Below are 20,010 nucleotides of genomic sequence, written 5' to 3'. Positions count from 1 at the left end.
CGTGTCAAGAGTGAACGACCGCCGAACCACCCAGGCGGCAGCCGTCCTAGCCCGTAACTTCGACTATCAGGATTTTCTCGAAGACGGTGCCTTTGCGCTCTATCTGGTGAACACGGATGGCCTGACGTGGCATGCCAACAAGGCTAACTTAATCGTCAAACAAGGATTTCACGATCGCCGAAGGATACTGGCAAATTCTTCATCCCCTAAACGACTTCGGAAGTGCCCGTCCCCGGCCCTTCCCGCACCATGGCTCTGCACGCAGCGGCCGCCTTACACATTGGCGGCCTTTCCGCGTTCGACGCCGCCAGTGCCGAACTGCCGAGACAAATCCTCACACGCAAATCCTGCCCTCCCCGCCAATTTCAAAACCGAGACCTCCGCGACATCCGTCGCTGAACGTAGCGGTCCTGGCAACATCATCACAGCTGCGATGGTTGCCTTGTCGAGTGGTCGCTTCCAGCCCGCGCAAATCTCTGTTTTCAATATCGTTCTGCGGTGTTTTTACTGCGGTAAATTTATGGATGCTTTGCGCGCGATTGCCCGTGGTTTGGCCAGCGTTAACCTTTTGTTAACCCAAAACTTCTTGCCGGTAAGTCCGAATCGGAGCTTAATGGCGCTTCTTGTGGGCATTGCTAACAAAAAGCGCCAATTCAGGTTTCGACGAGAATGAATGTTTCCATGCGCCTGCCACGTTTCGAGTTCGATGACAAAATCCTCGAACAGGGCGCCGAGATTTCCCGGCGGTTGAACCAACTTCGGATGGAGAAATTTCCGCCCAATGCGACGAAGACGCTGCGCACATTCTCGATGGCGGAGGTCGCTCACTACCTCGGGGTCTCGCAGAACAATCTGAAGCGTCTGCATCTCGAAGGCAAGGGGCCATTGCCTGACCAAAGTCCTTCCGGCCGTCGCTCCTACACGGCTACACAGATGCTCGAGCTCAGACAGTTCCTGGACCAGCATGGCAGGACCGAAGTCAAGAAATACGTTCCGCACCGCAAGCTTGGCGATAAGCTCCAGGTGGTCGCGGTGGTCAATTTCAAAGGCGGCAGCGGCAAGACGACCACGGCTGCCCACCTCGCCCAGCACCTGGCGCTGACCGGTCATCGGGTTCTTGCGATCGATCTTGATCCGCAAGCTTCGCTGTCCGCACTGCATGGCTTCCAGCCCGAGCTCGATCGCAACCTCTCGCTTTATGAAGCGATCAGGTATGACGATGAACGCAGATCGGTCGCGGACGTGATCATACCGACAAATTTCCCCGGTCTCGACATCATCCCCGCCAATCTCGAGCTGCAGGAATACGAGTACGACACCCCACTCGCCATGCAGGACAAAACCTCCAATGCCGGCCGCCAGTTCTTCACGCGCATGGCCAAGGCGCTTTCGGAAGTTGACGACCGGTACGATGTTGTCGTTGTCGATTGCCCGCCCCAGCTTGGCTATCTGACTTTGACGGCAATGTCGGCGGCGACGTCGGTGCTCATTACCGTGCATCCGCAGATGCTCGATCTCATGTCGATGAGCCAGTTCCTGCTGATGCTTGGCGGCATATTGAAGACCATCAAGGCCGCCGGCGCCGCGATCGAACTCGACTGGTTTCGCTACCTGATCACGCGCTACGAACCGACCGATATTCCGCAGGCGCAGATGGTGGGCTTCATGCAGTCGATGCTTGCCGGCCAGATCCTGGAAAACCCGATGTTGAAGTCGACGGCGATTTCGGATGCGGGCCTCACCAAGCAGACGCTTTACGAGGTGGAGAAGTCTGCCTTCACCCGATCCACATATGACCGCGCCCTGGAGTCGCTTGACGCGGTGAATGCTGAGGTCGTCACCCTCATCCATCGTGCGTGGGGTCGCTCGTGATGGCGAACTTTACGGCAGTAAAAATGGGCTATTTTGTTCGTAAAATCAGATCGCTAGCCTTATGTGGAGGCGGTTGAATGGCCCGCAAGGATATTTTCGGCAGTGTGATGGGTCCCGTCGCTGCGGTGGCCGATAGCAAGGATGTATCGGGATATGCCGTTCGTGGCGCCTCCCGTTCGATCATGCAATCCTTCGAGGAGCTCTCCAAGAGTTCGGTCGTCGATCTCGATCCGGCCATGGTTGACACCTCGTTCGTCTCGGACCGCCTGGAAGAAGACGATCAGGCGTATCAGGAGTTGCTGTCGGCAATTCGGGAAAGAGGCCAGGATTCTCCGATCCTGGTCAGACCGCATCCGGAGGTTTCAGGGCGATTCCAGACAGTATTCGGCCATCGCCGCGTCAAGGTTGCCCGCCAGTTGGGAAGGCCGGTCCGCGCCGTCGTCAAGAAGATGGGCGACGAGGACCATGTCATCGCCCAGGGCCAGGAGAATGCCGCCAGGGCCAATTTGTCCTTCATCGAAAGGACCCTGTTTGCCGATCGCATTCTCAAGCGCGGCCACACCTCGGACACGGTGAAGTCCGCTTTGGCGCTCGATGACACGACCTTCTCGAAGATGCGCTCCGTGACCGGCAATATTCCCGAGCCAGTCATCGTGGCGGTTGGCGCGGCCAAGGCCGTCGGTCGGGACAGATGGTGGCAACTGGCCAAGCTCATGGAGCATCCAGGGAACGCGGGCAGGGCGGCAGACTATGTGAAGAGCGCTGGTTTCGCGGGGCCAAGCAGTGACGCACGATTTGCGCTCCTTTTCGACTTCCTGAGCGCGCCGGCGAAACGCTCGCGGGCTGCGCCCAAGACACGAGAAAAGGACTGGGCGCCGCAGGACAGCTCGGTGCGGGCCAAGATCACCGACACCGGAAAAGTGTTCACGCTTGCCCTGAAAGCGAGGGAAGCCTCGCCGTTCGGTGCTTTCATCACCGAACGGCTGGACGAGCTTTTCGAAGCTTTCCGGCGATCGGAAATGTCAAAGAAAACGGGAGACTGAAACCGCAAAAGAAAAAGGCCCCCGAACGTCGCCGTCGCGGAAGCCCTTCTCGTCTGTAGCAAGCTGAGAATCGCACTTCCCCGAATCACTGTCAAGAGTCGTGGCGCCGTTTCGGCGAGCAGGTTTCTTTTGCCTTCGTGAAAGGTGAGGGAAATGGAGAGTGGGTTTGCGACGACGCCCTTTGGGCGGCGGCCGATGACGCTTGCCTTGGTGAAGGCCAATGCCGCGTCGCGGCAGATTCCGGAAGGGGCCACCGTTGAGAAATGGCAGGTCTACCGGTGGCTATGCGAGGGCAAGTCGATTGTCGGCGTTGGCGATCGTGCCCTGGCGGTGCTGAGCGGGCTGTTGACGTTCTATCCTGACGACCAGATCAGCGAGGAAAACGGCTTGATGGTCTTCCCGTCGAACGCACAGCTATCTTTGCGGGCGCACGGCATGGCCGATTCAACGCTGAGAAGGAACCTGGCCGAGCTGGTGAGTTGCGGCCTGATCATTCGCCGCGACAGTCCGAACGGCAAGAGATTCGCTCGCAAGGGGCAGGGCGGTGCTGTCACGGAAGCCTTCGGATTCTCGTTGGCGCCTCTGCTGACACGGGCCGCGGAGTTTCAGCGCGCCGCCGAGCAGGTCCGCGCCGAGTGCCTGGCGCTGAAATTGATGCGGGAGCGGATCACGCTGCATCGCAGGGACGTCCAGAAGCTGGTCGAGGCGGCGATCGAGGAAGGGGTTCCTGGCGACTGGGGCAGCGTCTGTAGGCGGTTTCGGTCCATCGTGGATGCAATTCCGCGCAGGGCAGGGCGGTCACAGCTTGAAGGGATCGTTGCCGAGCTGACCGTACTCCATGATGAAGTGGATAGGATGCTGGAAAGCATTACGAATTCCACGAATCCTGGCGGCAATGAGTCCCAAACTGAGCGGCAGCAATCTGATTCAAACACAGACTCCATTTTTGTATTTGAACCGGCTTTCGAAAAAAGCAGGGCGGCCGTTGAGCCAAGACCGGCACCGGACGAGCGGTTGAAAAGCTATCCGATTGGACTGGTGCTGAGGGCCTGCCCCGAGATTGCGGACTATGCGTTCGACGGAATCGCCAACTGGCGCGATTTGATGCTCACCGCGGCCCAGGTGCGCGGCTACCTTGGCGTTTCACCGTCAGCCTATGAGGAGGCTTGCCATGTGATGGGTCAGGAAGTCGCCGCGATCGTGATTGCGTGTATTCTGCAGCGGGCACAGCACATCAATTCGGCCGGTGGCTATCTGCGCGTGCTGACGGAAAAGGCGAGGGCAGGGGAGTTCTCGGTCGGACCGATGCTGATGGCCGCGCTCAAGGCCAATGGCGCGGCAGCGAGGATGACGGGATGATTGGTTACAGGGTTCTTGGGGCAGGCTGCTCGGCGCTGCTCAAGGGCGCCTGGATAGGTCACGGCATGCGACCACCTATCGCCGGCGGGCTCCGGGCTTGAAAGCTGTCCGGAAATGCCATATCTTTTGCACAAGAAACATGACTCCCGATATGGTGGATAAAAGCTGTGGGCCAAGCACTCAAGATAGCCGAGCAGAATGGGCCTCTCATCTTGTCCTATATGGACCGGAACGGGAAGATTGCGATCGAGCAGGTGGCGGATGGGTTTGGCATGTCCAAGGGTCAGTTGGCCCAGACCGCCGGTCTTGCGCGTGAGACACTCTATCGCTCGAAGCGAAGTGCTGCGGTAAAGACCCAGGGGCGTCTGCGCGAAATGCTCGAAATCATCAGCCGCGTGAGCGGTTGGGCAGGCGGCAAGGAACAGGCAATGGCCTGGTATCGGGCTCAGCCGCTTCCGGCATTTGGCGGACGCACTGCCGAAGCGCTGGTGAAGGATGGCAAGGCCTCCGCGGTCCGTGATTATCTCGATCACATGGCCGTTGGTGGTTTTGCGTGAGGTTCGTCAGAACCTGTTACAGGGCACACGATCCACGCTGGGCCTTCAAGCCGACTTCCGGTGATGGAGCGGCGATGAGAGGCGCCCGGTTCAACCCCAAAGGCGTGCCGGCCCTCTATCTGGGGCTGACAATCATGACGGCGGTCAAGGAAGCCAACCAAGGCTTGGCGCACCGGATCGATCCCTGTGTCCTTTGCTCCTATGAGGTCGACTGCGACGACATCGTGGATCTGACAACGGAAGAGGCCAGGGGTGAATTCACCATCGCGCTCGAGGACATGGCCTGCGCCTGGGCGACGGCTCTGGGCGACGCAGAGCGCCCGGCGTCGTGGTCCATCTATGACCGGCTGCGGTCTCGCCATGTTGCTGGAATTGTGGTCCCAAGCTTCGCGCCAAGTGCCCAGGACGAGGATCGTAACCTGGTCCTTTGGGACTGGGGTCCGGACCTTCCGCATAAAGTAACTGTCTTCGATCCGAGCGGCAGGTTGCCGAAGGACCAGTTGTCTTGGTCATAGCGTGCTCGTAAGGGCAGGGGAGGGGACTGGGTCCCAGCCTATAATCCGCTTGCCTTGGTGAGGTTGACACGGAAACGGTCACGCTGGCGCTGATAGCGGCGGGTCATCTCGGCGGAGGCATGGCCAAGCTGCTTTTGCACATATCGCTCGTCGACCTCGGCCGAGGAGGCCAGACCAGCACGCAGCGAATGGCCTGAAAACTTCATTTCCCGCTCGCTTTCGGACAAATCGCCCCGCACACCTGCGGCCAGTGCCGCGCGCTTGACCAGCCGCGCCACTTCCTGGGCGTTCAGCCGTTCGGCGCCGACGGCCTTGCCTTTACCGGTCACGCGGCGGAAAACAGGCCCGTGCACGATACGCCCGAGCTTCAGCCAGGTCGCCACGGCAACCACGGGGCAGGTGCTGTCGGCCGATCCAAGACCGATCTCGACTTCGCGCCAACCAGTCTTGCCACGCAAGGTCACCAGAATGCCCTTGTCCAAAATCTCGAGCCAGCCGGACGAATCCTCAGTCTGGTCCCTGGCCACGTCGAGGCCGACGATTTCGGAGCGGCGCAGGCCGCCGGCGAAGCCCAGAAGCAGCATGGCCCGGTCGCGCAGACCGCGCAGGGTACCGCGATCCAGCGTCTCCAGCATCGCGATAAGATCCTCGAGCAGAATGGCTTCCTTCTGGGCCGGCGGTTTTGCGTGGGTATTGCGAATGCCGGCAAGCACGGTTGAGATGTGACGATCTTTTCGGTCGAGCAGGAGGCCACGCTGGGCAAAATTCCAGGTGAGCGATGAAAGGCGCCGTTCGATCGTCGAAACCGCTTTCCTGTCCCCTCCAGATCCAGAGGCCAGGGCCGTGATATAGAGCCCGACGACCTGCGGATCCGGCGGCATGGTGTCAAAAGACTGACGCCGGCACCACGCCGAGAAATGTTTCCAGTCGGCAGCATACGCACGACGGGTGTTGGTTGAACTCGCCGCCTCGATATAGTCGCGGGCGCGGCCGGCGAGGGCGTCAAGATGGGCGGGAAGCCGTGCCATGCTGTCTGCCATAGGGGAGGGGGCTTTCTCCTGCTTCGCCGGGCGCCCCATCTCCATGACCAAGTCGATGATGTCGGGGAGATCGTCCTCTCCGGAAGCCACAGTGGCGTCCTGACCATCCTCAGTCATTGTCATGCTGCCTCGACATCTGTCTTGAAGAAGGCATTGCCGGCCTGGTGAACAGCCGCTGTCTTGCTGATGCCCCGGCGACGTGCGAGCTCGTCGGCGGGGGCGACGGTTGCCGGATTTTGGATGTTCAGGGGCAAGACAGGCTCCTTGGTTCTACCTTTTCGGCAATTTCTACCTGAATCGGCAAGCTTATCCAGAATGAGCGATAATGCAAGATTATCATTCGTTTTGTCACGCCGACAGGCTGTGCGTTTTGGTGCAACAATCATAGCAAAAAGCGCACCGGCGCTTTACTCTCCAGATCATGATTCGCCTCGATCCCGCGACCGCCAGCTTCTCTGCGCCGCCCTCCGTTCCGGCCTGGGCGCTCACAAGCTCCGGCGCGCCGAGCGACGGCGGCGCCGCCTTCCGGGCCGGGGCCGCCCTGGGTGCCCTCGACACGCTCGCCCGCGCGCAGCCTGCATGGGCCGGCGCTTGGCGGCAGCGGCTGGCGCTTAGCTGCGCCGCCGCCAGCATGCGGCTTGCCGGCCGCGCCGAGGACGCTGCCGCCTTGCGCGATGCCTGGCATTTGCGTCCCCCAGGTGGTGATCCCGGCCCCGCCGGCGTCGTCTTTGGCGCCTGGCGGCAGTTGGCCAGGCAGCCGCCCGCCGCTACTCCTGACCGGCTCGGAAAGATACTTGACCAGCTTGGCCTCCATTGGGACGGCGGGGTGCTCGCCGATCTTTGCTCCCAGGTCGAAAAACTCGAGGTATCCCAGCGTCCGGCGCCGTTCGACGCCGCGGCGATCACCGCTGAGGTCGTCGCGATGCGTCCCGATGCCGAACTCTTTGGCTGGTGGCTCGCCGACCTGGTGCTGGCGCAGCGCCTGGGCTGGCCGCAGCCCCTGCCGCTCCTAATGGCGCAGGTTTTTGGACCATCCTTTCGCATCGGGGCCGGCGGTGGCCGGCGCATCCGGCCCGGGGACAAGAATTTTGAGCGGGCGGTTTGCGTCGCGCTCGTTGCTGCCGCCGCAGACGCCTGTCGGTTGGCCGCCGAGCTGGCACGCCGGGCCGAAAGGCTCCTGGCGGTGGCGCCGAAACTGCGCGCCAAAGGCGCTGGCGACGTAATCTTTCTGCTGCTCAGTGAAGACGCCATCTCTGGATCGCTGACGACGAAGAATCTGTCGCGCTTTGCATCGCGGCGGCTGTTCGAGCGGCTGCAACAACTCGAAGCCGTGCACGAGTTGTCCGGCCGCGCAAGCTTTCGACTGTTTGGGCTCTAGCGATGAGCGAGGCCGCCCGATCCGAACGCCCGCGGGGCAAGGATGATGTCCAGCCGATGCTGGTCGACACTGAGCTTGAGCACCTGCCGCAAGAACTTCGCTGGCGCGAATGGATGGGCCGCGTCGAAGCGGTGATCTTCGCGGCAAATGAACCGGTGCCGCGCGAGGTGCTGGCGCGCGTCGTCGGTAAAAGGTGCAATCTTGAGCTGATCATCGACGACATTCGCGCCGAGCTCGCCGGCCGCCCGTACGAACTGGTTTCGGTCGCCGGCGGCTGGCAGCACCGAACCAAAAAGGTTTTTGGCGACGTCATACACGCCGCCTTCGGCCAGCGCAGCGGCAAGGGGGAAAAAGAGCTGTCGCAGGCGGAGGCGCTTGTCCTCATGTGCATCGGCTATTTTCAGCCGATCACCCGGGGTGAGTTGTCGAGCTTCTTTGGCAAGGAAGTGTCGCGCGATCTGATCGGCGTGCTGCGCGCGCAGGAGCTGATCGCGTCGGGGCCGCGCAACCCGCAGCCGGGCGCGCCTTACACATATGTGACGACCAAGAACTTCCTGTCGCAGTTCGGGCTCGACACGCTGCGCCAGCTGCCGGATTTCGAGGCGCTGGAGGATGCCGGACTGCTGTCGAAGGACAATCTGCTGGCCGGCGATATCCCAGCCGGGCTGGCGCTGGCTAGCGGGGAGGGCGACGGTACGGACGATGTCGTTGGGGACCAAGCGCCGTGACGCGGGCGTCAGCTCATTGTGATCCCAGAGACAGTGGATCACTCACGGCCAGGACGACTGGTCGTGCGGCAGCCGGGGATCGGGATCATGGACCGTGACCTTATCGCCTTCGACAAGATAGGCCCGAACGGGACACATAAAGCGCTTCGATGCCAGGTAGGTTGAAACGACCGCCGTCCATCGCCGCGCCTGCACCGCTTGTGGGCAGGAAAGCCCATTTGGGTGTCAGATAGCGATGGAAGATCTCGTCGGGGCCGACGCGGGTGACTTTCACCCGCGCGCCCCATTCTCGAGATCCCGGATGAAGGCCAGAACCGCTTCGACCTGACCGTCAGCGACGAGTTCGGCCGCCGTGTGATGGCCATAGTCAGCGATAGGTTCGTTGCGATACCAGTAGATCGCCTTGTCGACGGCGCCGGTGAGCTCCGTCGCGGCCGAGATATCCTTCACCATTTCGCGCATCCGACCCTGCAAGCGCTCCGATGACGGGTTACGAAGCGTGTTGCCTTGGCGCTGGCCCGAACGGTTCGGCAGCATTTCTTTCTCCACGTTTCCTGGGTCGCGAAACTGCGCGCTCAATTTGATCGAATGTCGCGGTCGCCGCCGCACCCGTCGCGCACATGCACGGCCTATGAAGAACTCGTCAACGCAGGCATGGACGAGTGCGGGCTTGCCATTTTGGCAACGCGCACGGTCGGTTTTCCCTTCGTAGGGTTGTTGGCAGCGACATGGCGATCTCCGAGTTGTTGCGCCGGCTGCATGGTGGGGCGACACTCGAATTGATATCGACCTCCAGCAAGACGCTCGACGATGTCACCACCATCGCCGCGGGGGACCCTTACGGCTTTGGACATCTTGCGGCCAGGACATAGCGGAGTGTACCTCCCTAGAGAACGGCTCAACTAACGCCGTCGTGAAATTCATTCATCGAGCCGTAGAACATCAGTATGTTCAGCGACCGGAGATCTGAATGGCATTTCGATTCGTACACACCGCCGACATTCATCTAGACTCCCCGCTGCGCTCGCTGGCGTTGCGCAACGCTGAGCTTGCCGAGCTCGTCGGAGATGCCAGCCGCCAGGCATTCACCGCGATCGTGGATTTGTGCCTTGCGGAGCGTGTCGATGCGCTTGTGATCGCCGGTGATCTTTACGATGGCGACCAGACTTCGATGAAGACGGCACGCTTTCTGGCATCCCAGATGGCGCGTCTCCATCAAGCTGGCGTCAGGGTCTACATGATCCGCGGCAACCACGACGCCATGTCGCGGATTACGAAGCAGCTTGTGTTGCCCGACACGGTGATCATTTTCGGCGGCCGCTGCCAATCCGTGATCCAGTCTGGCCCTGGGGTGGACGTTGCGTTCCATGGTCTGAGTTTCGCCAGCCCCAAGGCGCCCGAAAGCCTGCTGCCCAAATATGCCGCGCCGCAAGAGGGAGCTGCGAACATCGGCATTATGCACACGAGCCTGGCCGGCTCCCCAGGCCATGATGTTTATGCACCTTGCAGCGTCGCCGACCTGCACGGCCACGGGTTTGAGTATTGGGCGCTTGGCCACATTCACGCTCGCCAGGTGTATTCCGGTGCGAGCGCGCTCGTCATGCCAGGGATTCCTCAGGGTAGGGACGTCAACGAGGCAGGCGAGAAATCGGTCACGCTGGTCACTATCCGCGATGATCGCTCGGTCGAGATCGAGGAGAGGCTCACCAGTGTCGCGCAGTTCGAGCGGGTGAGTGTCGATCTGACCGGGGTGTCGGAATGGGGCGAGGCGATCATTCGTGTCCGAGCAGGGCTGGAGCAATTCCGGGAGGGTGCCAGGTCGCGCTACCTTGTTGCCCGCCTTCGCCTGGTCGGCACGTCTGCCCTTTCATGGTCGCTGATGCGCGACCGGGACTTGGCCGTCGCAGAAGCCGAGCAGGCAGCGGAGCAGGTGGGCGACACCTGGGTGGAGAAGCTGGAGTTTGATCTTTCGGCTTCCGCTGTCGGAGGTTTGGGCAATGTGGCGGATCCCTCTTTGGAGCTCGCTCAATCAATGCGCTCCAATGCGAGCTCGGAAGCATTTCGATCCGAAGCGCGCGAATTCGTGTTGAAGACGATCGCGGACCTGCCGCCCGATGCGCGGCGTTTCGCCGGCAAGGACGAAGCAGGGCTCGAACAGTTTCTCGACGATGTGCTTGCCGGAAGCGTAGACCTGGTCACGGCCCGGCTCAAGGCAGGCGCGACGCGATGAGATTGCGTCGCCTTGACTTGACCCGCTATGGCAAGTTTACCGATAAAGCGATCGACTTCGGGGAGAAGCCGTCTTCGGCCCCGGATTTGCATATCGTCTTCGGCCTGAATGAGGCCGGTAAGTCGACAGCGCTTTCCGCCTATTTGGATCTGCTCTTTGGCATCGAGGAGCGCAGCCGCTATAATTTTCTGCACGAATACAGCTCCATGCGCATCGGCGGGTTGCTGGAATTCGACGGACGGATGCTTGCCGTCTCACGCACCAAAAGCCGCGGTAACTCCCTGCACGACGCTGAAGGCAGGCCGCTCAGCGAAATTGCCATTTCGGCAAACCTCACGGGCTTGTCCCGCGATGCCTACAGCAGCATGTTCTCGCTCGATGACGAGACGCTGGAAGCGGGCGGCAGGGCGATCCTTGAATCGCGTGGCGATCTCGGCAAGCTCCTTTTCACTGCCAGCGCCGGGCTTGGGCATGCGAGCGACGTCCTGGCTGCACTGGATACGGAGGCAGACGGTCTTTATCGCAAACAGGCCCAGAGCACCGAAATCGCGTTGCTGAAGAAGCGGTTCGCGGAGCTCAAGTTACGCAAGGAGGCGATCGACACGCTGGCCTCGACATTCGAGGCGCTCGAGGCGGAAAGGGTGGAAGCCCAGGACAAGTATGACCGCAGCCTGGCTGAACGCGCGGTCTTGTCGGCGCGGCTCGCCACCGTCGAACGATATGCGCGCGCCGCGCCGCTCCTTGCCGAAATAAAACGCAAGGCAAGCAGGCTGGCTGAGCTGCCTGATATGCCGTCTCCTTCCCGGACCTGGAGTGGCAGCGTCGCGGAATTGATCGATCAGGATACCCGTTTGAGAACCCGCCTCCAGGCCAACGCCGATGAGATCGAGCGCGCGAAGGCAAAGATCGAAGCAATCGCTGTCGATGAAGCTGTGCTGGCGATCTCGGAGCAGGTGCGAGGACTTGCCGATCGCAAGGCGCGATATCTGTCCGCGGGCATGGATCTGCCGACCCGCAAGATGGAAGTCCAGATGCTCGACCAGGTCGTGGCGACTTGTCTCGCCGCGCTCGGAAGGTCGGCCGAACAGGATCCGTCCCGGCTCACTCTACCTGCCTTTGTGGTAGGCACCCTTCGCAATATGGTCGAGCAACGCTCCGGGATCACGACGAGCCTGCAGATGGCCCGCGATGAAGCCGCTGCCGCGCTCGACCGGCTCAGCGCTGCGCGAGGCCGAGTTGGCGCGGAGAGGGCAGTGCCCGAGCCCGCAAGAGCCAGACTGATGGCAGCCGTGTCGGGGGCGAAGCAGAGTAGTCACACACGCGAAATTCGAGAGGCGCGCGCCGTGGAGGCCGAGCGGCAAATAAGGCTGGCGGATGCGATGCGGCGCCTCCAGCCGTGGTCAGGAGATGTCGACCTGCTTTCGAAGATGTCGGTCCCGCCGCCGACGCAGTTGGCTGCCTGGAAAACACTGGCCGCGGACCTTCGAAGGGACAAGGCAGTCTTCACCGAGCGTCTGGCTGAGTATGAACAAAGTCGGATAACTACTTCGTCATGGTTGGCTGCTGTCCGCGCCTCGGCCAATCTCGCTGACGATGAAACAGCCGCAGCCATACGACGTGAGAGAGACGAGGCCTGGCGAAGTCACCGGGCGGACCTCAAGATTGAAACCGCGGACCTGTTTGCCACAGCATTGGCCAAGGATGATCATGTCGGGGCTGGACGATTGGCCCATGCAAGCGAGCTTGCAGATCTGCGCGCAGTGAAACAAAAGGTTGCCGAGACCGAAGCGGCAATTGAGCGCGCAAGCTGCCAGCTCGCCGGGGCGTCGCAGCGTGCAGAGATAGCGTCCGCTGAAATCAAGGAGGCAGCTAGCGCCTTACTTCAGGATTGCCAGGCACAGTCGCTCGACCTTTTGATAGGACTTCTCGAAGAGCGACTTTCCGCACGCGCTGACGCGCTTGCCTCTTGGGACGACATTCTGCTCGCACGCGCACGGATTGAATGCGCAATAGCTGAGGGAGAGCGGATCCATCTCGCATTGGCCTCGGCTCTTCAAAGCGTCGGAATTCAGCCGGACGCTGGTGAGGCCTTGGAAGCAACGGTTGTAGCCGCCGACCGCTTTCTCGATAGGCAGGCGAAGGTCGATGCCGAACGAGCTGAAGCGCTGAGGAGCATCGCCGCGAAAGAAGAGGAGCTGGCCGCCAGGCGGCTCGCTGTTGAAATTGCCGAAAGGCGAGAGGGTGCATGGCAGGCCGAGGTCAAGGAAACGCTGAAGGGCACTTGGCTCGAAGAAGGCATTGCCGGGACAGGCCTTGGCAGTGTGCTCGACCAGTTGTCGGAGCTGTCGAGGGCCCTGCAGGATCGTGAGGCCATGCGCATCCGCATCCGCAAGATGGAGGCGGACAGGACTGCATTTGCCGAAGAGGTGGCCAGACTCGGTGCGAAGGGCGGCGAGTGTGTGAGCGACGAGGCGCCAGAGCAGGTTAGCGTCAGGCTGACAGAGCGTCTCGAGCAAGCTGAGCGTGCTCGAGAGGCGAGGGCAAATCTCCACCTTGATGTTCAGACATTGCGCGAGGTTCGGGAGGCGCTGAAAGGCGAGGTCGCGGCAAACGACACGACGAAACAAGAAGTGCTCGATGCCTTTGGGGTAAGAACTCTGCCGGAGGTCTCAGAGCGCGATGAACAGCTTCGCGAGCGAGACGGCCTGCAGAGCACCGTGGCCGAGCTAGAAGAACGGCTGACGAGGGAGCTCGCCCTTGAGGACTTCGCCCAGGCGCGCTCATTGCTGGAGAGCCTCGATCTCGGCGAGTTGGCAATTGAAAAGGCCGAAATCGAGCGGCGCCTCGCTGACCTCGATGAAGCATTGCAACAGCAACTCGTCCGGCGTACCCGAGCGACCGACAAGCTCGACGCGATTGGCGGCGACAGCCAAGTTGCCCGCATCGATGCCGAGCGCCGCACCGTGCTTCTCGAAATCGAGGAGAAGGCTGCCCGTTATATCGAATTGAAGCTCGGTGTCATGTCGGCGGCAAGCGCGCTCCGGGTCTACCGCGAACGCCACCGCTCTGGAATGATGAGCCAGGCCTCCGACGCGTTCGCGCTGATCACGCGCGGCCAGTACACAGGCTTGACGACCCAGCCGGTAAAGGGCGGTGAGGTCCTCATCGCCACGCAGCGGGATGGTCAATCGAAGGTCGCAGACGCTTTGTCGAAAGGCGCGCGTTTTCAGCTCTACCTGGCTCTGCGCCTCGCCGGATATTACGAGTTTGCCAAGCTCAGGCCGTCCGTTCCGTTCATCGCCGACGACATCATGGAAACCTTTGACCATCTCCGGTCGGAGGAAGTTTTCCGACTGTTCAGTGAGATGGCTAATGTGGGCCAGGTGATCTACCTCACCCATCATAAACACCTGTGTGAGATTGCGAAGTCGGTTGTCCCTACCGTGGTCATCCACGAGCTCCGGTAATTCAGACGCATTGTTGCTGGCGCACATTCTCGAAAAAATGGAATCGCCAATGACCGCTTTGCGCCACATGTCGGCCTAGAGATCAGTTTGGTCTAGGCTGAAAGGAGACGGCGACAACCGGTGACCGTAATTGCGCCGGAACGGACGGCTAGAACAGCGGCCCGCCGAAACGCGCGCCGGTGGGCTTCCTGGCTTATTGTTTGATACTGGGGGAAGGCGGCTTCATCATCACGCGCAACTGCATCTTGTCGATAGTTGCGACGATGGCAGCCGCCAGCGCTTCCGCCTCATGGATCAACTCCGGCCCGTAAAGGCCGTTCACCGCTTCTTCGCTCGGCAGCACACCGGGCGGGCAGTGTTCCTCGATCGTGCGCCGGATCAGCATCAGGGCTGTCCGGCATTCGTCGGCGTCGACCTTCATAACCTTCAAACATGCAATTCGTCTAAAATGTTCCGGAACGATTTTAGCGCAGCCTCGGGCATGGCCCCTGGCGGCGGGCTCCAGGACGCGCGGCAAGAGTTGGCGGCGTAGTCAGCTGGCAAGCTCGTCGCCGACGCCAGGGCGCTTGGCATCAAGCGGGCGAGATCGATGAACAGGTCGCTAGGTGGCAAGGCGCGTTCATGGGCGATCCAAAATGGTTGACATACAACGGACATGGCCCGGTGACTTTGGTCGGCGGGTTTTTCGTTGGCCTGCCGGCAGATGTGGGAGCACCTTACGTCAAGAGCTTGAAATAGGCCTCCGGTGTTGGGGGCCCACAGACTGGTCGGCCGGCCGATTGTGCGCCTTGCTCTGACGAGGCCATTGCGGCGATAGCGACACCGCTCGACGAACGCACGATCGAAGCATTGCCTCTGATCCCGCTTGCTGCGTTCGCGATACTGATGGTGAACCCCATGTCGACCGGGGTAGCGCTGACGGAACCTTTGTGGAGTTGAGCCCTTCTCTACTGAACGGTGGAGATACTAATGGCGAATCTCGGAAAATTGGCGCTCGCGATGCTCGGCGTTCTAGCCTACCAGAATCGCGACAAAATCGGCGAGATGATCCGTGGTGCGGGCGATCGTAATCCAAACGACCCGCAAGGCGGGCTTCTGGATCAGTTTTCCAAAGGCGTCTCGGGGACGGCGCTTCGAGACATCCTTGATCGGTTTAGAGGTGTGGGGGCAGGATCAAAGGTCGACTCGTGGGTAGGCACTGGGCCCAACCAGCCAATCAAGCCTAATGACGTGGAAGCGGCAATCGATGAAGACACACTGACATCGCTGTCGATGCAAACTGGACTTCCGCGCGAGGAACTCATCAGCAGGATCACCCGGGATCTGCCCGAGGCGATCAACAAGATGACGCCAAATGGTGAACTCCCACCCGAGCCCAAGCAAAGCTCCTATGCGATAACCCTACTCGACGACGTGCCCCCGAGTAGAACCGGGCAAAACGATGTCTAGAGTAACGACCATGCCCCGAGGAGACCCGCTGCCTCGTACGGGCTCGGCAGATGATCTAACTGGGCAGGGCTATCATGGCACCAAGGCGACAAACGTAGTTGCCGAATTGGATTTGCTGGCTGCCTTACTCGATTCCCGCTGGCGCATTCCGGGGACATCCATTCGCTTCGGATTGGATGCCCTGGTGGGTCTGGTGCCTGTCCTGGGAGATGCGGCGACAGGCATCGTTTCGGTTTACATCGTGTTGCGAGCCCGTAGCTGCGGTGCTCGAAAGACGTTGGTGGCCAGAATGTTAGGGAACGTACTGCTTGATACCATTGTAGGAAGCGTCCCTATTCTGGGCTCTTTCTTCGACGTGTACTTTAAGGCCAACGATCGCAATATCAGACTGCTTCGTCGCCACCTCCAACGTTAAGCGCGACTTGGTGCCCGGCGGCCCGACCTGATTGCGGCCCAGTGTTCACCCAGGGAACCTTATTGGTTTAAGGCACGTTTTCTCGCCGAACCAATTTCGGTTCGAAGGAGAAGGGGAAAATATGGAAAATCCAGGTGTCGGTTGGATCGCGGCTGTCGTCATCGGCGGTATCGCCGGATGGCTCGCCGAGATGTTCATGAAAAGCAATATGGGCGTGCTCATGAACATCATTCTGGGAATCGTCGGCGCTATCGTCGCCAACATCCTTCTTGGGTTGCTGGGTGTATCCTTGGCCGGCTGGCTTGGCTATCTTGTCTCCGGTTTCATCGGCGCATGTATTCTGATCGCCGTGGCCCGAATGATCAAGCGCTGAACCAGCAATCGATCTTGCGTGCAGTCTGACCTATGATTGACGCGTGGTCCGTTAGGATCACGCGTGTTTTTCCCACCATCTGGCGATGTTATTCTACTTTGCCAGGGCACCCGGGCGCCAGGACGCGGACAACATGAGAAAGGCACGGAACCTTTCGCGTTGCCGGCTCTTTCACTCAAAGCCAATTCGGGCAAGGAGCATTTTTTAATGAAAACTCTAGCCGATATTTTCGAGCATACGCTGCAGGACATGTATTATGCTGAGAACGCGATTACCAAGGCGTTGCCCAGGGTGGCTGCGGCCGTCAAGGATATCAAGCTAAAGAAGGCAGCCGAGGACCATCTGGAGGAGACGAAGGCGCAGATCAAGAAGCTCGAACAGGTGTTCAAGTCGCTAGGCATGAAGGCGTCTGGCGAGAAGTGCGACGCGATTGAGGGCCTCATCAAGGAAGCCGACGGGCTGATCGAGAAGGCCTCCGGAACGGCCCTCGATTCCGGCCTGCTGGCCGCCTGCCAGGCAGTCGAGCACTATGAGATCTCTCGGTATGGCTCGCTGCGGGAATGGGCAAAGGATCTTGGGCATGACGAGGCGCACAAGTTGCTCAGCGAGATCCTCGACCAGGAAAAAGCCACCAACAACAAGCTGACTAACCTAGCGGTCACTTCTATCAACCGGACAAGTTGATCACGGTCCTTCCTGCTGTCCTACCGCCTCCAGGCAATCGGGCAGGCCAGCCCGGTCTGCGAGGCAGGCGTTAACGGCATTGCTTTGATTGAAGAATGGATGATGCCGAATAGTAGCGCCGCGGAATGACATGTCATCAGATCGGGGACCGAGTACCTTCACCATCTGGCGATCAGCTTGCGATTCGGGATGATCTCAAATAGGGCGTCGATTGATCGACGTTTTCGGCTGATCGAAATGCCGCTTTGAGCCGCCTCGGCCTGGAGATCGGCGGTGGGAATGTCCTCAAGGAGCACGGCCTCGACGATCACCCCCTTCGACTTTGGGGTGCCTCGAAGCTGGTCAGCATCGATTCCGGGACGAACGGCCCTGTAGAGAAGCCCCGGATCAGGTTTGTCTTTTCGCACTGGCTTTAAGTTTGGCCTAGGGACGCGGGCGAGGCGGTTGGATTAAGACCGCTGGAAGCCCAATCTTCGGACTTTCGCGCGCGTCTTCAAAAACAATCCCGTGAAAATCGGACGCGGTGCGGGCTATCGCGCGCGTCCAATTCGCAAGGCTCGATTAAGGCTCCTGAGCGCACCCTCAAAGCCCGCATGTCTCAATGGCTCCTAAGCACGCGAATGTTCAGGGCTGGCGTTGGGTCAGCTAAAGGCGGGCAGCAGCGGCCATCCAGGATCTCCTGAAGTTCGCCAGTCGCCTGGCCTAAGATCTATCCTTACTTGACGTTCGCCGATATCCAGGACAAGCGCCTTGGCCTCATGTTCGGCAATGCCTTGAATTTGCCCCAGAGCCGCGATCGCCTGGCTCGAATGCGCCAGGTCGCCGAGGTCGATGTCGCATTGCGTGCGCTCTCCTTCACGTGAAGGGAACCGCAATGCTTCCCGGCAGTTAATATGAGTGGATGGAGCCGATTGGCAGCCTGTTGAGGCAAAGGCATCATGCGCGAAAATCAATCAGACGTCTTCGATCTGTTTTCGGAGATTTATTCCAACGCGGCCCAGGAAGAGATCAGCCTCCAGCAGTATCTGTTAGCCTGCCGCGAGGACAAGGCCATGTATGCGTCGGCCCCGGAGCGCATGGTCGAGGCGATCGGCGAGCCAAACCTGGTCGATACCAGCAAGGACGAGCGGCTCGGCCGCATTTTCTCCAACCGCACGGTCAAAGTTTATCCTTCCTTTTCTGACTTCTACGGAATGGAATACACGATAGAGCGCATTGCCGGATATTTCCGCTACGCCGCGCAAGGCCTCGAGGAGCGCAAGCAGATACTCTATCTCCTAGGCCCGGTCGGCGGCGGCAAATCTTCGCTCGCCGAGCGGTTGAAGAAGCTAATGGAGCAGCGCCCGATCTACACGCTCAAGGTCGGCAACCAGATCAGCCCGGTCTTTGAATCGCCGCTCGGCCTTTTCGATCCCGACCGCATGGGCGATCTGTTGGAAGACAAATACGGCATAGCTCGCCGCCGCCTGAGCGGACTGATTTCGCCCTGGGCGGCCAAGCGCCTGGACGAACTGTCCGGCGACATCTCCAAATTCAGCGTCGTCAAGCTGTTGCCGTCAAGGCTGCGCCAGATTTCCATAGCCAAGACGGAGCCCGGCGACGAGAACAATCAGGACGTCTCGGCCCTGGTCGGCAAGGTCGACATCAGGCAGTTGGAGAACTTCAGCCAATCGGATCCGGATGCCTATTCCTACAGCGGCGGCCTGAACCGGACGACGCAGGGCCTGCTCGAATTTGTCGAGATGTTCAAAGCGCCGATCAAGGTGCTGCACCCGCTGCTGACGGCAACCCAGGAAGGCAGCTACAATGGCACCGAGAATTTCGGCGCCTTCCCCTACCAGGGCATCGTCGTTGCCCATTCCAACGAATCGGAATGGCAGCAATTCAAGAACAACAAGAACAACGAGGCATTCCTCGACCGCATTCTCGTGGTCAAGGTTCCCTATTGCGTTCGCGTCACCGAAGAAAGGCAGATCTACGAGAAGCTGCTGCGCGAAAGCGAACTGGCGAACAGCCCCTGCGCGCCCGAGGTTCTGGACATTCTCAGCCGCTTCACCGTCTCGACCCGGCTTGCCGCGCACGAAAATTCGCCGCTCTACACCAAGATGCGCGCCTATGACGGCGAGAACCTCAAGGAGATCGACCCGAAGGCTAAGTCGGTGCAGGAATATCGCGATGCTGCGGGCGTCGATGAAGGCATGACCGGCGTCAGCACGCGCTTCGCCTTCAAGATTCTGTCTCAGAGCTTCAACTACGACACCAAGGAGGTCGCCGCCGATCCCGTGCACCTGATGTACATCCTCGAGGAGGCGATCAAGCGCGAGCAATTCCCGAAGGAGACGGAAGCCGCCTATCTCGAGTTCATCAAATCGGAGCTTGCAACGCGCTATGCCGAGTTCATTGGTCACGAGATTCAGAAAGCCTATCTGGAATCCTACAGCGAATACGGTCAGAACCTTTTTGACCGCTACATCGCCTACGCCGATGCTTGGATCGAAGATCAGGACTACAAGGATCCCGATACGGGACAGATCCTCAATCGCGAGGTCCTGGACAAGGAACTGTCGCAGGTCGAGAAGCCCGCCGGCATCGCCAATCCCAAGGACTTCCGCAACGAAGTGGTCAAGTTCACCTTGCGCGCCCGCGCGCGCAACAATGGCCGCAACCCGTCCTGGACGAGTTATGAAAAGCTTCGCGAGGTCATCGAAAAGCGCATGTTCGGCCAAGTCGAGGACCTTCTGCCGGTGATCAGCTTCGGCTCGAAGCAAGACAGCGTCACGGAGAAGCGACACAACGAATTCGTGCAGCGGATGGTGGAGCGCGGCTATACCCAGCGGCAGGTCCGCCGGCTGGTCGACTGGTACATGCGCGTGAACAAGGCGGGTTGAGTGACGCCCGAA

Annotated in this window: 22 protein-coding genes and 1 pseudogene; 16 read left to right on the top strand and 7 right to left on the bottom strand. The window is 60.3% G+C overall.

What is annotated here, in order from left to right; all coding sequences use genetic code 11:
• The first annotated feature begins 10 nt into the window (after nucleotides 1-10).
• The 6 genes from JG746_RS36185 (at nucleotide 11) to JG746_RS36160 (ending at nucleotide 5,346) form a co-directional block, all read left to right on the top strand.
• Complete coding sequence (locus JG746_RS36185) at nucleotides 11-673, top strand: hypothetical protein (RefSeq protein WP_199200798.1); 663 nt, start codon at nucleotides 11-13, stop codon at nucleotides 671-673.
• Nucleotides 670-1,872 (top strand): plasmid partitioning protein RepA, encoded by a 1,203-nt coding sequence (gene repA / locus JG746_RS36180; protein ID WP_199200797.1) that lies wholly within the window; start codon nucleotides 670-672, stop codon nucleotides 1,870-1,872. The genes JG746_RS36185 and repA overlap by 4 nt, the downstream gene beginning before the upstream one ends.
• 77 nt (nucleotides 1,873-1,949) lie before the next feature.
• Nucleotides 1,950-2,915, top strand: a complete 966-nt coding sequence (repB, locus tag JG746_RS36175) for a plasmid partitioning protein RepB (protein ID WP_199200796.1) — start codon at nucleotides 1,950-1,952, stop codon at nucleotides 2,913-2,915.
• A 153-nt stretch (nucleotides 2,916-3,068) separates the two neighbouring features.
• Complete coding sequence (gene repC / locus JG746_RS36170; protein WP_199200795.1) at nucleotides 3,069-4,274, top strand: plasmid replication protein RepC; 1,206 nt, start codon at nucleotides 3,069-3,071, stop codon at nucleotides 4,272-4,274.
• A gap of 167 nt (nucleotides 4,275-4,441) precedes the next feature.
• A complete protein-coding gene (locus JG746_RS36165) occupies nucleotides 4,442-4,831 on the top strand; it encodes an antitoxin Xre/MbcA/ParS toxin-binding domain-containing protein (RefSeq protein ID WP_446721254.1) in 390 nt (129 codons plus the stop codon).
• Nucleotides 4,828-5,346, top strand: a complete 519-nt coding sequence (locus tag JG746_RS36160) for an RES family NAD+ phosphorylase (protein WP_199200793.1) — start codon at nucleotides 4,828-4,830, stop codon at nucleotides 5,344-5,346. Before JG746_RS36165 ends, JG746_RS36160 begins: the two co-directional genes overlap by 4 nt.
• Before the next feature lie 38 nt (nucleotides 5,347-5,384).
• Here the strand turns inward: JG746_RS36160 and JG746_RS36155 are convergent, their stop codons facing one another.
• Entirely contained in the window at nucleotides 5,385-6,503 is a 1,119-nt protein-coding gene (locus JG746_RS36155; RefSeq protein WP_446721253.1) for a site-specific integrase, read from the bottom strand.
• A gap of 2 nt (nucleotides 6,504-6,505) precedes the next feature.
• Nucleotides 6,506-6,640, bottom strand: coding sequence for a type II toxin-antitoxin system VapB family antitoxin (locus JG746_RS36150; RefSeq protein WP_199200791.1), 135 nt, complete (start codon nucleotides 6,638-6,640; stop codon nucleotides 6,506-6,508).
• A gap of 167 nt (nucleotides 6,641-6,807) precedes the next feature.
• Here JG746_RS36150 and JG746_RS36145 point away from each other — a divergent pair, with 167 nt between their 5' ends.
• Complete coding sequence (locus JG746_RS36145) at nucleotides 6,808-7,764, top strand: DUF1403 family protein (RefSeq protein WP_199200790.1); 957 nt, start codon at nucleotides 6,808-6,810, stop codon at nucleotides 7,762-7,764.
• A 2-nt stretch (nucleotides 7,765-7,766) separates the two neighbouring features.
• A complete protein-coding gene (gene scpB, locus JG746_RS36140) occupies nucleotides 7,767-8,492 on the top strand; it encodes an SMC-Scp complex subunit ScpB (protein ID WP_199200789.1) in 726 nt (241 codons plus the stop codon).
• 100 nt (nucleotides 8,493-8,592) lie between these two features.
• Here scpB and JG746_RS37515 read toward each other — a convergent pair whose 3' ends face one another.
• Both JG746_RS37515 and JG746_RS36135 read right to left on the bottom strand, forming a co-directional pair.
• Nucleotides 8,593-8,766, bottom strand: coding sequence for an RES domain-containing protein (locus tag JG746_RS37515; RefSeq protein WP_446721252.1), 174 nt, complete (start codon nucleotides 8,764-8,766; stop codon nucleotides 8,593-8,595).
• Nucleotides 8,763-8,996 (bottom strand): annotated as a pseudogene (locus JG746_RS36135) (hypothetical protein); the annotation flags it as partial. The gene JG746_RS37515 and the pseudogene JG746_RS36135, both read right to left, overlap by 4 nt.
• 224 nt (nucleotides 8,997-9,220) lie before the next feature.
• On the opposite strand from JG746_RS36135, the gene JG746_RS36130 reads away from it, so the two are divergent.
• The 3 genes from JG746_RS36130 (at nucleotide 9,221) to JG746_RS36120 (ending at nucleotide 14,189) form a co-directional block, all read left to right on the top strand.
• On the top strand, nucleotides 9,221-9,364 hold the full coding sequence (locus tag JG746_RS36130) for a hypothetical protein (protein ID WP_199200788.1): 144 nt from the start codon (nucleotides 9,221-9,223) through the stop codon (nucleotides 9,362-9,364).
• Between the two features lie 98 nt (nucleotides 9,365-9,462).
• Complete coding sequence (locus JG746_RS36125) at nucleotides 9,463-10,722, top strand: metallophosphoesterase family protein (RefSeq protein ID WP_199200787.1); 1,260 nt, start codon at nucleotides 9,463-9,465, stop codon at nucleotides 10,720-10,722.
• Complete coding sequence (locus JG746_RS36120; protein ID WP_199200786.1) at nucleotides 10,719-14,189, top strand: ATP-binding protein; 3,471 nt, start codon at nucleotides 10,719-10,721, stop codon at nucleotides 14,187-14,189. Before JG746_RS36125 ends, JG746_RS36120 begins: the two co-directional genes overlap by 4 nt.
• A 193-nt stretch (nucleotides 14,190-14,382) precedes the next feature.
• Here the strand turns inward: JG746_RS36120 and JG746_RS36115 are convergent, their stop codons facing one another.
• Complete coding sequence (locus JG746_RS36115; protein WP_199200831.1) at nucleotides 14,383-14,610, bottom strand: hypothetical protein; 228 nt, start codon at nucleotides 14,608-14,610, stop codon at nucleotides 14,383-14,385.
• A gap of 548 nt (nucleotides 14,611-15,158) precedes the next feature.
• Here JG746_RS36115 and JG746_RS36110 point away from each other — a divergent pair.
• The 4 genes from JG746_RS36110 to JG746_RS36095 all read left to right on the top strand — a co-directional run bounded on the left by JG746_RS36110 (nucleotide 15,159) and on the right by JG746_RS36095 (nucleotide 17,110).
• Nucleotides 15,159-15,638, top strand: a complete 480-nt coding sequence (locus JG746_RS36110; protein WP_199200785.1) for a YidB family protein — start codon at nucleotides 15,159-15,161, stop codon at nucleotides 15,636-15,638.
• A complete protein-coding gene (locus JG746_RS36105; RefSeq protein WP_199200784.1) occupies nucleotides 15,631-16,053 on the top strand; it encodes a DUF4112 domain-containing protein in 423 nt (140 codons plus the stop codon). The genes JG746_RS36110 and JG746_RS36105 overlap by 8 nt, the downstream gene beginning before the upstream one ends.
• A 121-nt stretch (nucleotides 16,054-16,174) precedes the next feature.
• Nucleotides 16,175-16,426 (top strand): GlsB/YeaQ/YmgE family stress response membrane protein, encoded by a 252-nt coding sequence (locus tag JG746_RS36100; RefSeq protein ID WP_199200783.1) that lies wholly within the window; start codon nucleotides 16,175-16,177, stop codon nucleotides 16,424-16,426.
• A 207-nt stretch (nucleotides 16,427-16,633) separates the two neighbouring features.
• Complete coding sequence (locus JG746_RS36095; RefSeq protein ID WP_199200782.1) at nucleotides 16,634-17,110, top strand: YciE/YciF ferroxidase family protein; 477 nt, start codon at nucleotides 16,634-16,636, stop codon at nucleotides 17,108-17,110.
• 158 nt (nucleotides 17,111-17,268) lie between these two features.
• Here JG746_RS36095 and JG746_RS36090 read toward each other — a convergent pair whose 3' ends face one another.
• Complete coding sequence (locus JG746_RS36090; RefSeq protein ID WP_202359596.1) at nucleotides 17,269-17,421, bottom strand: hypothetical protein; 153 nt, start codon at nucleotides 17,419-17,421, stop codon at nucleotides 17,269-17,271.
• A 330-nt stretch (nucleotides 17,422-17,751) separates the two neighbouring features.
• Nucleotides 17,752-18,063 (bottom strand): hypothetical protein, encoded by a 312-nt coding sequence (locus JG746_RS36085; protein WP_202359595.1) that lies wholly within the window; start codon nucleotides 18,061-18,063, stop codon nucleotides 17,752-17,754.
• On the opposite strand from JG746_RS36085, the gene JG746_RS36080 reads away from it, so the two are divergent.
• A complete protein-coding gene (locus tag JG746_RS36080; protein ID WP_199200779.1) occupies nucleotides 18,049-19,998 on the top strand; it encodes a PrkA family serine protein kinase in 1,950 nt (649 codons plus the stop codon). The two genes, JG746_RS36085 and JG746_RS36080, sit on opposite strands and share 15 nt — an antisense overlap.
• Nucleotides 19,999-20,010: the final 12 nt, after the last annotated feature.

It is taken from the genome of Mesorhizobium sp. 113-3-3, from assembly GCF_016756495.1.
In the GTDB taxonomy this organism is placed as follows: Bacteria; Pseudomonadota; Alphaproteobacteria; order Rhizobiales; family Rhizobiaceae; genus Mesorhizobium.
This window is presented reverse-complemented; position numbering and strand designations above follow the sequence as displayed.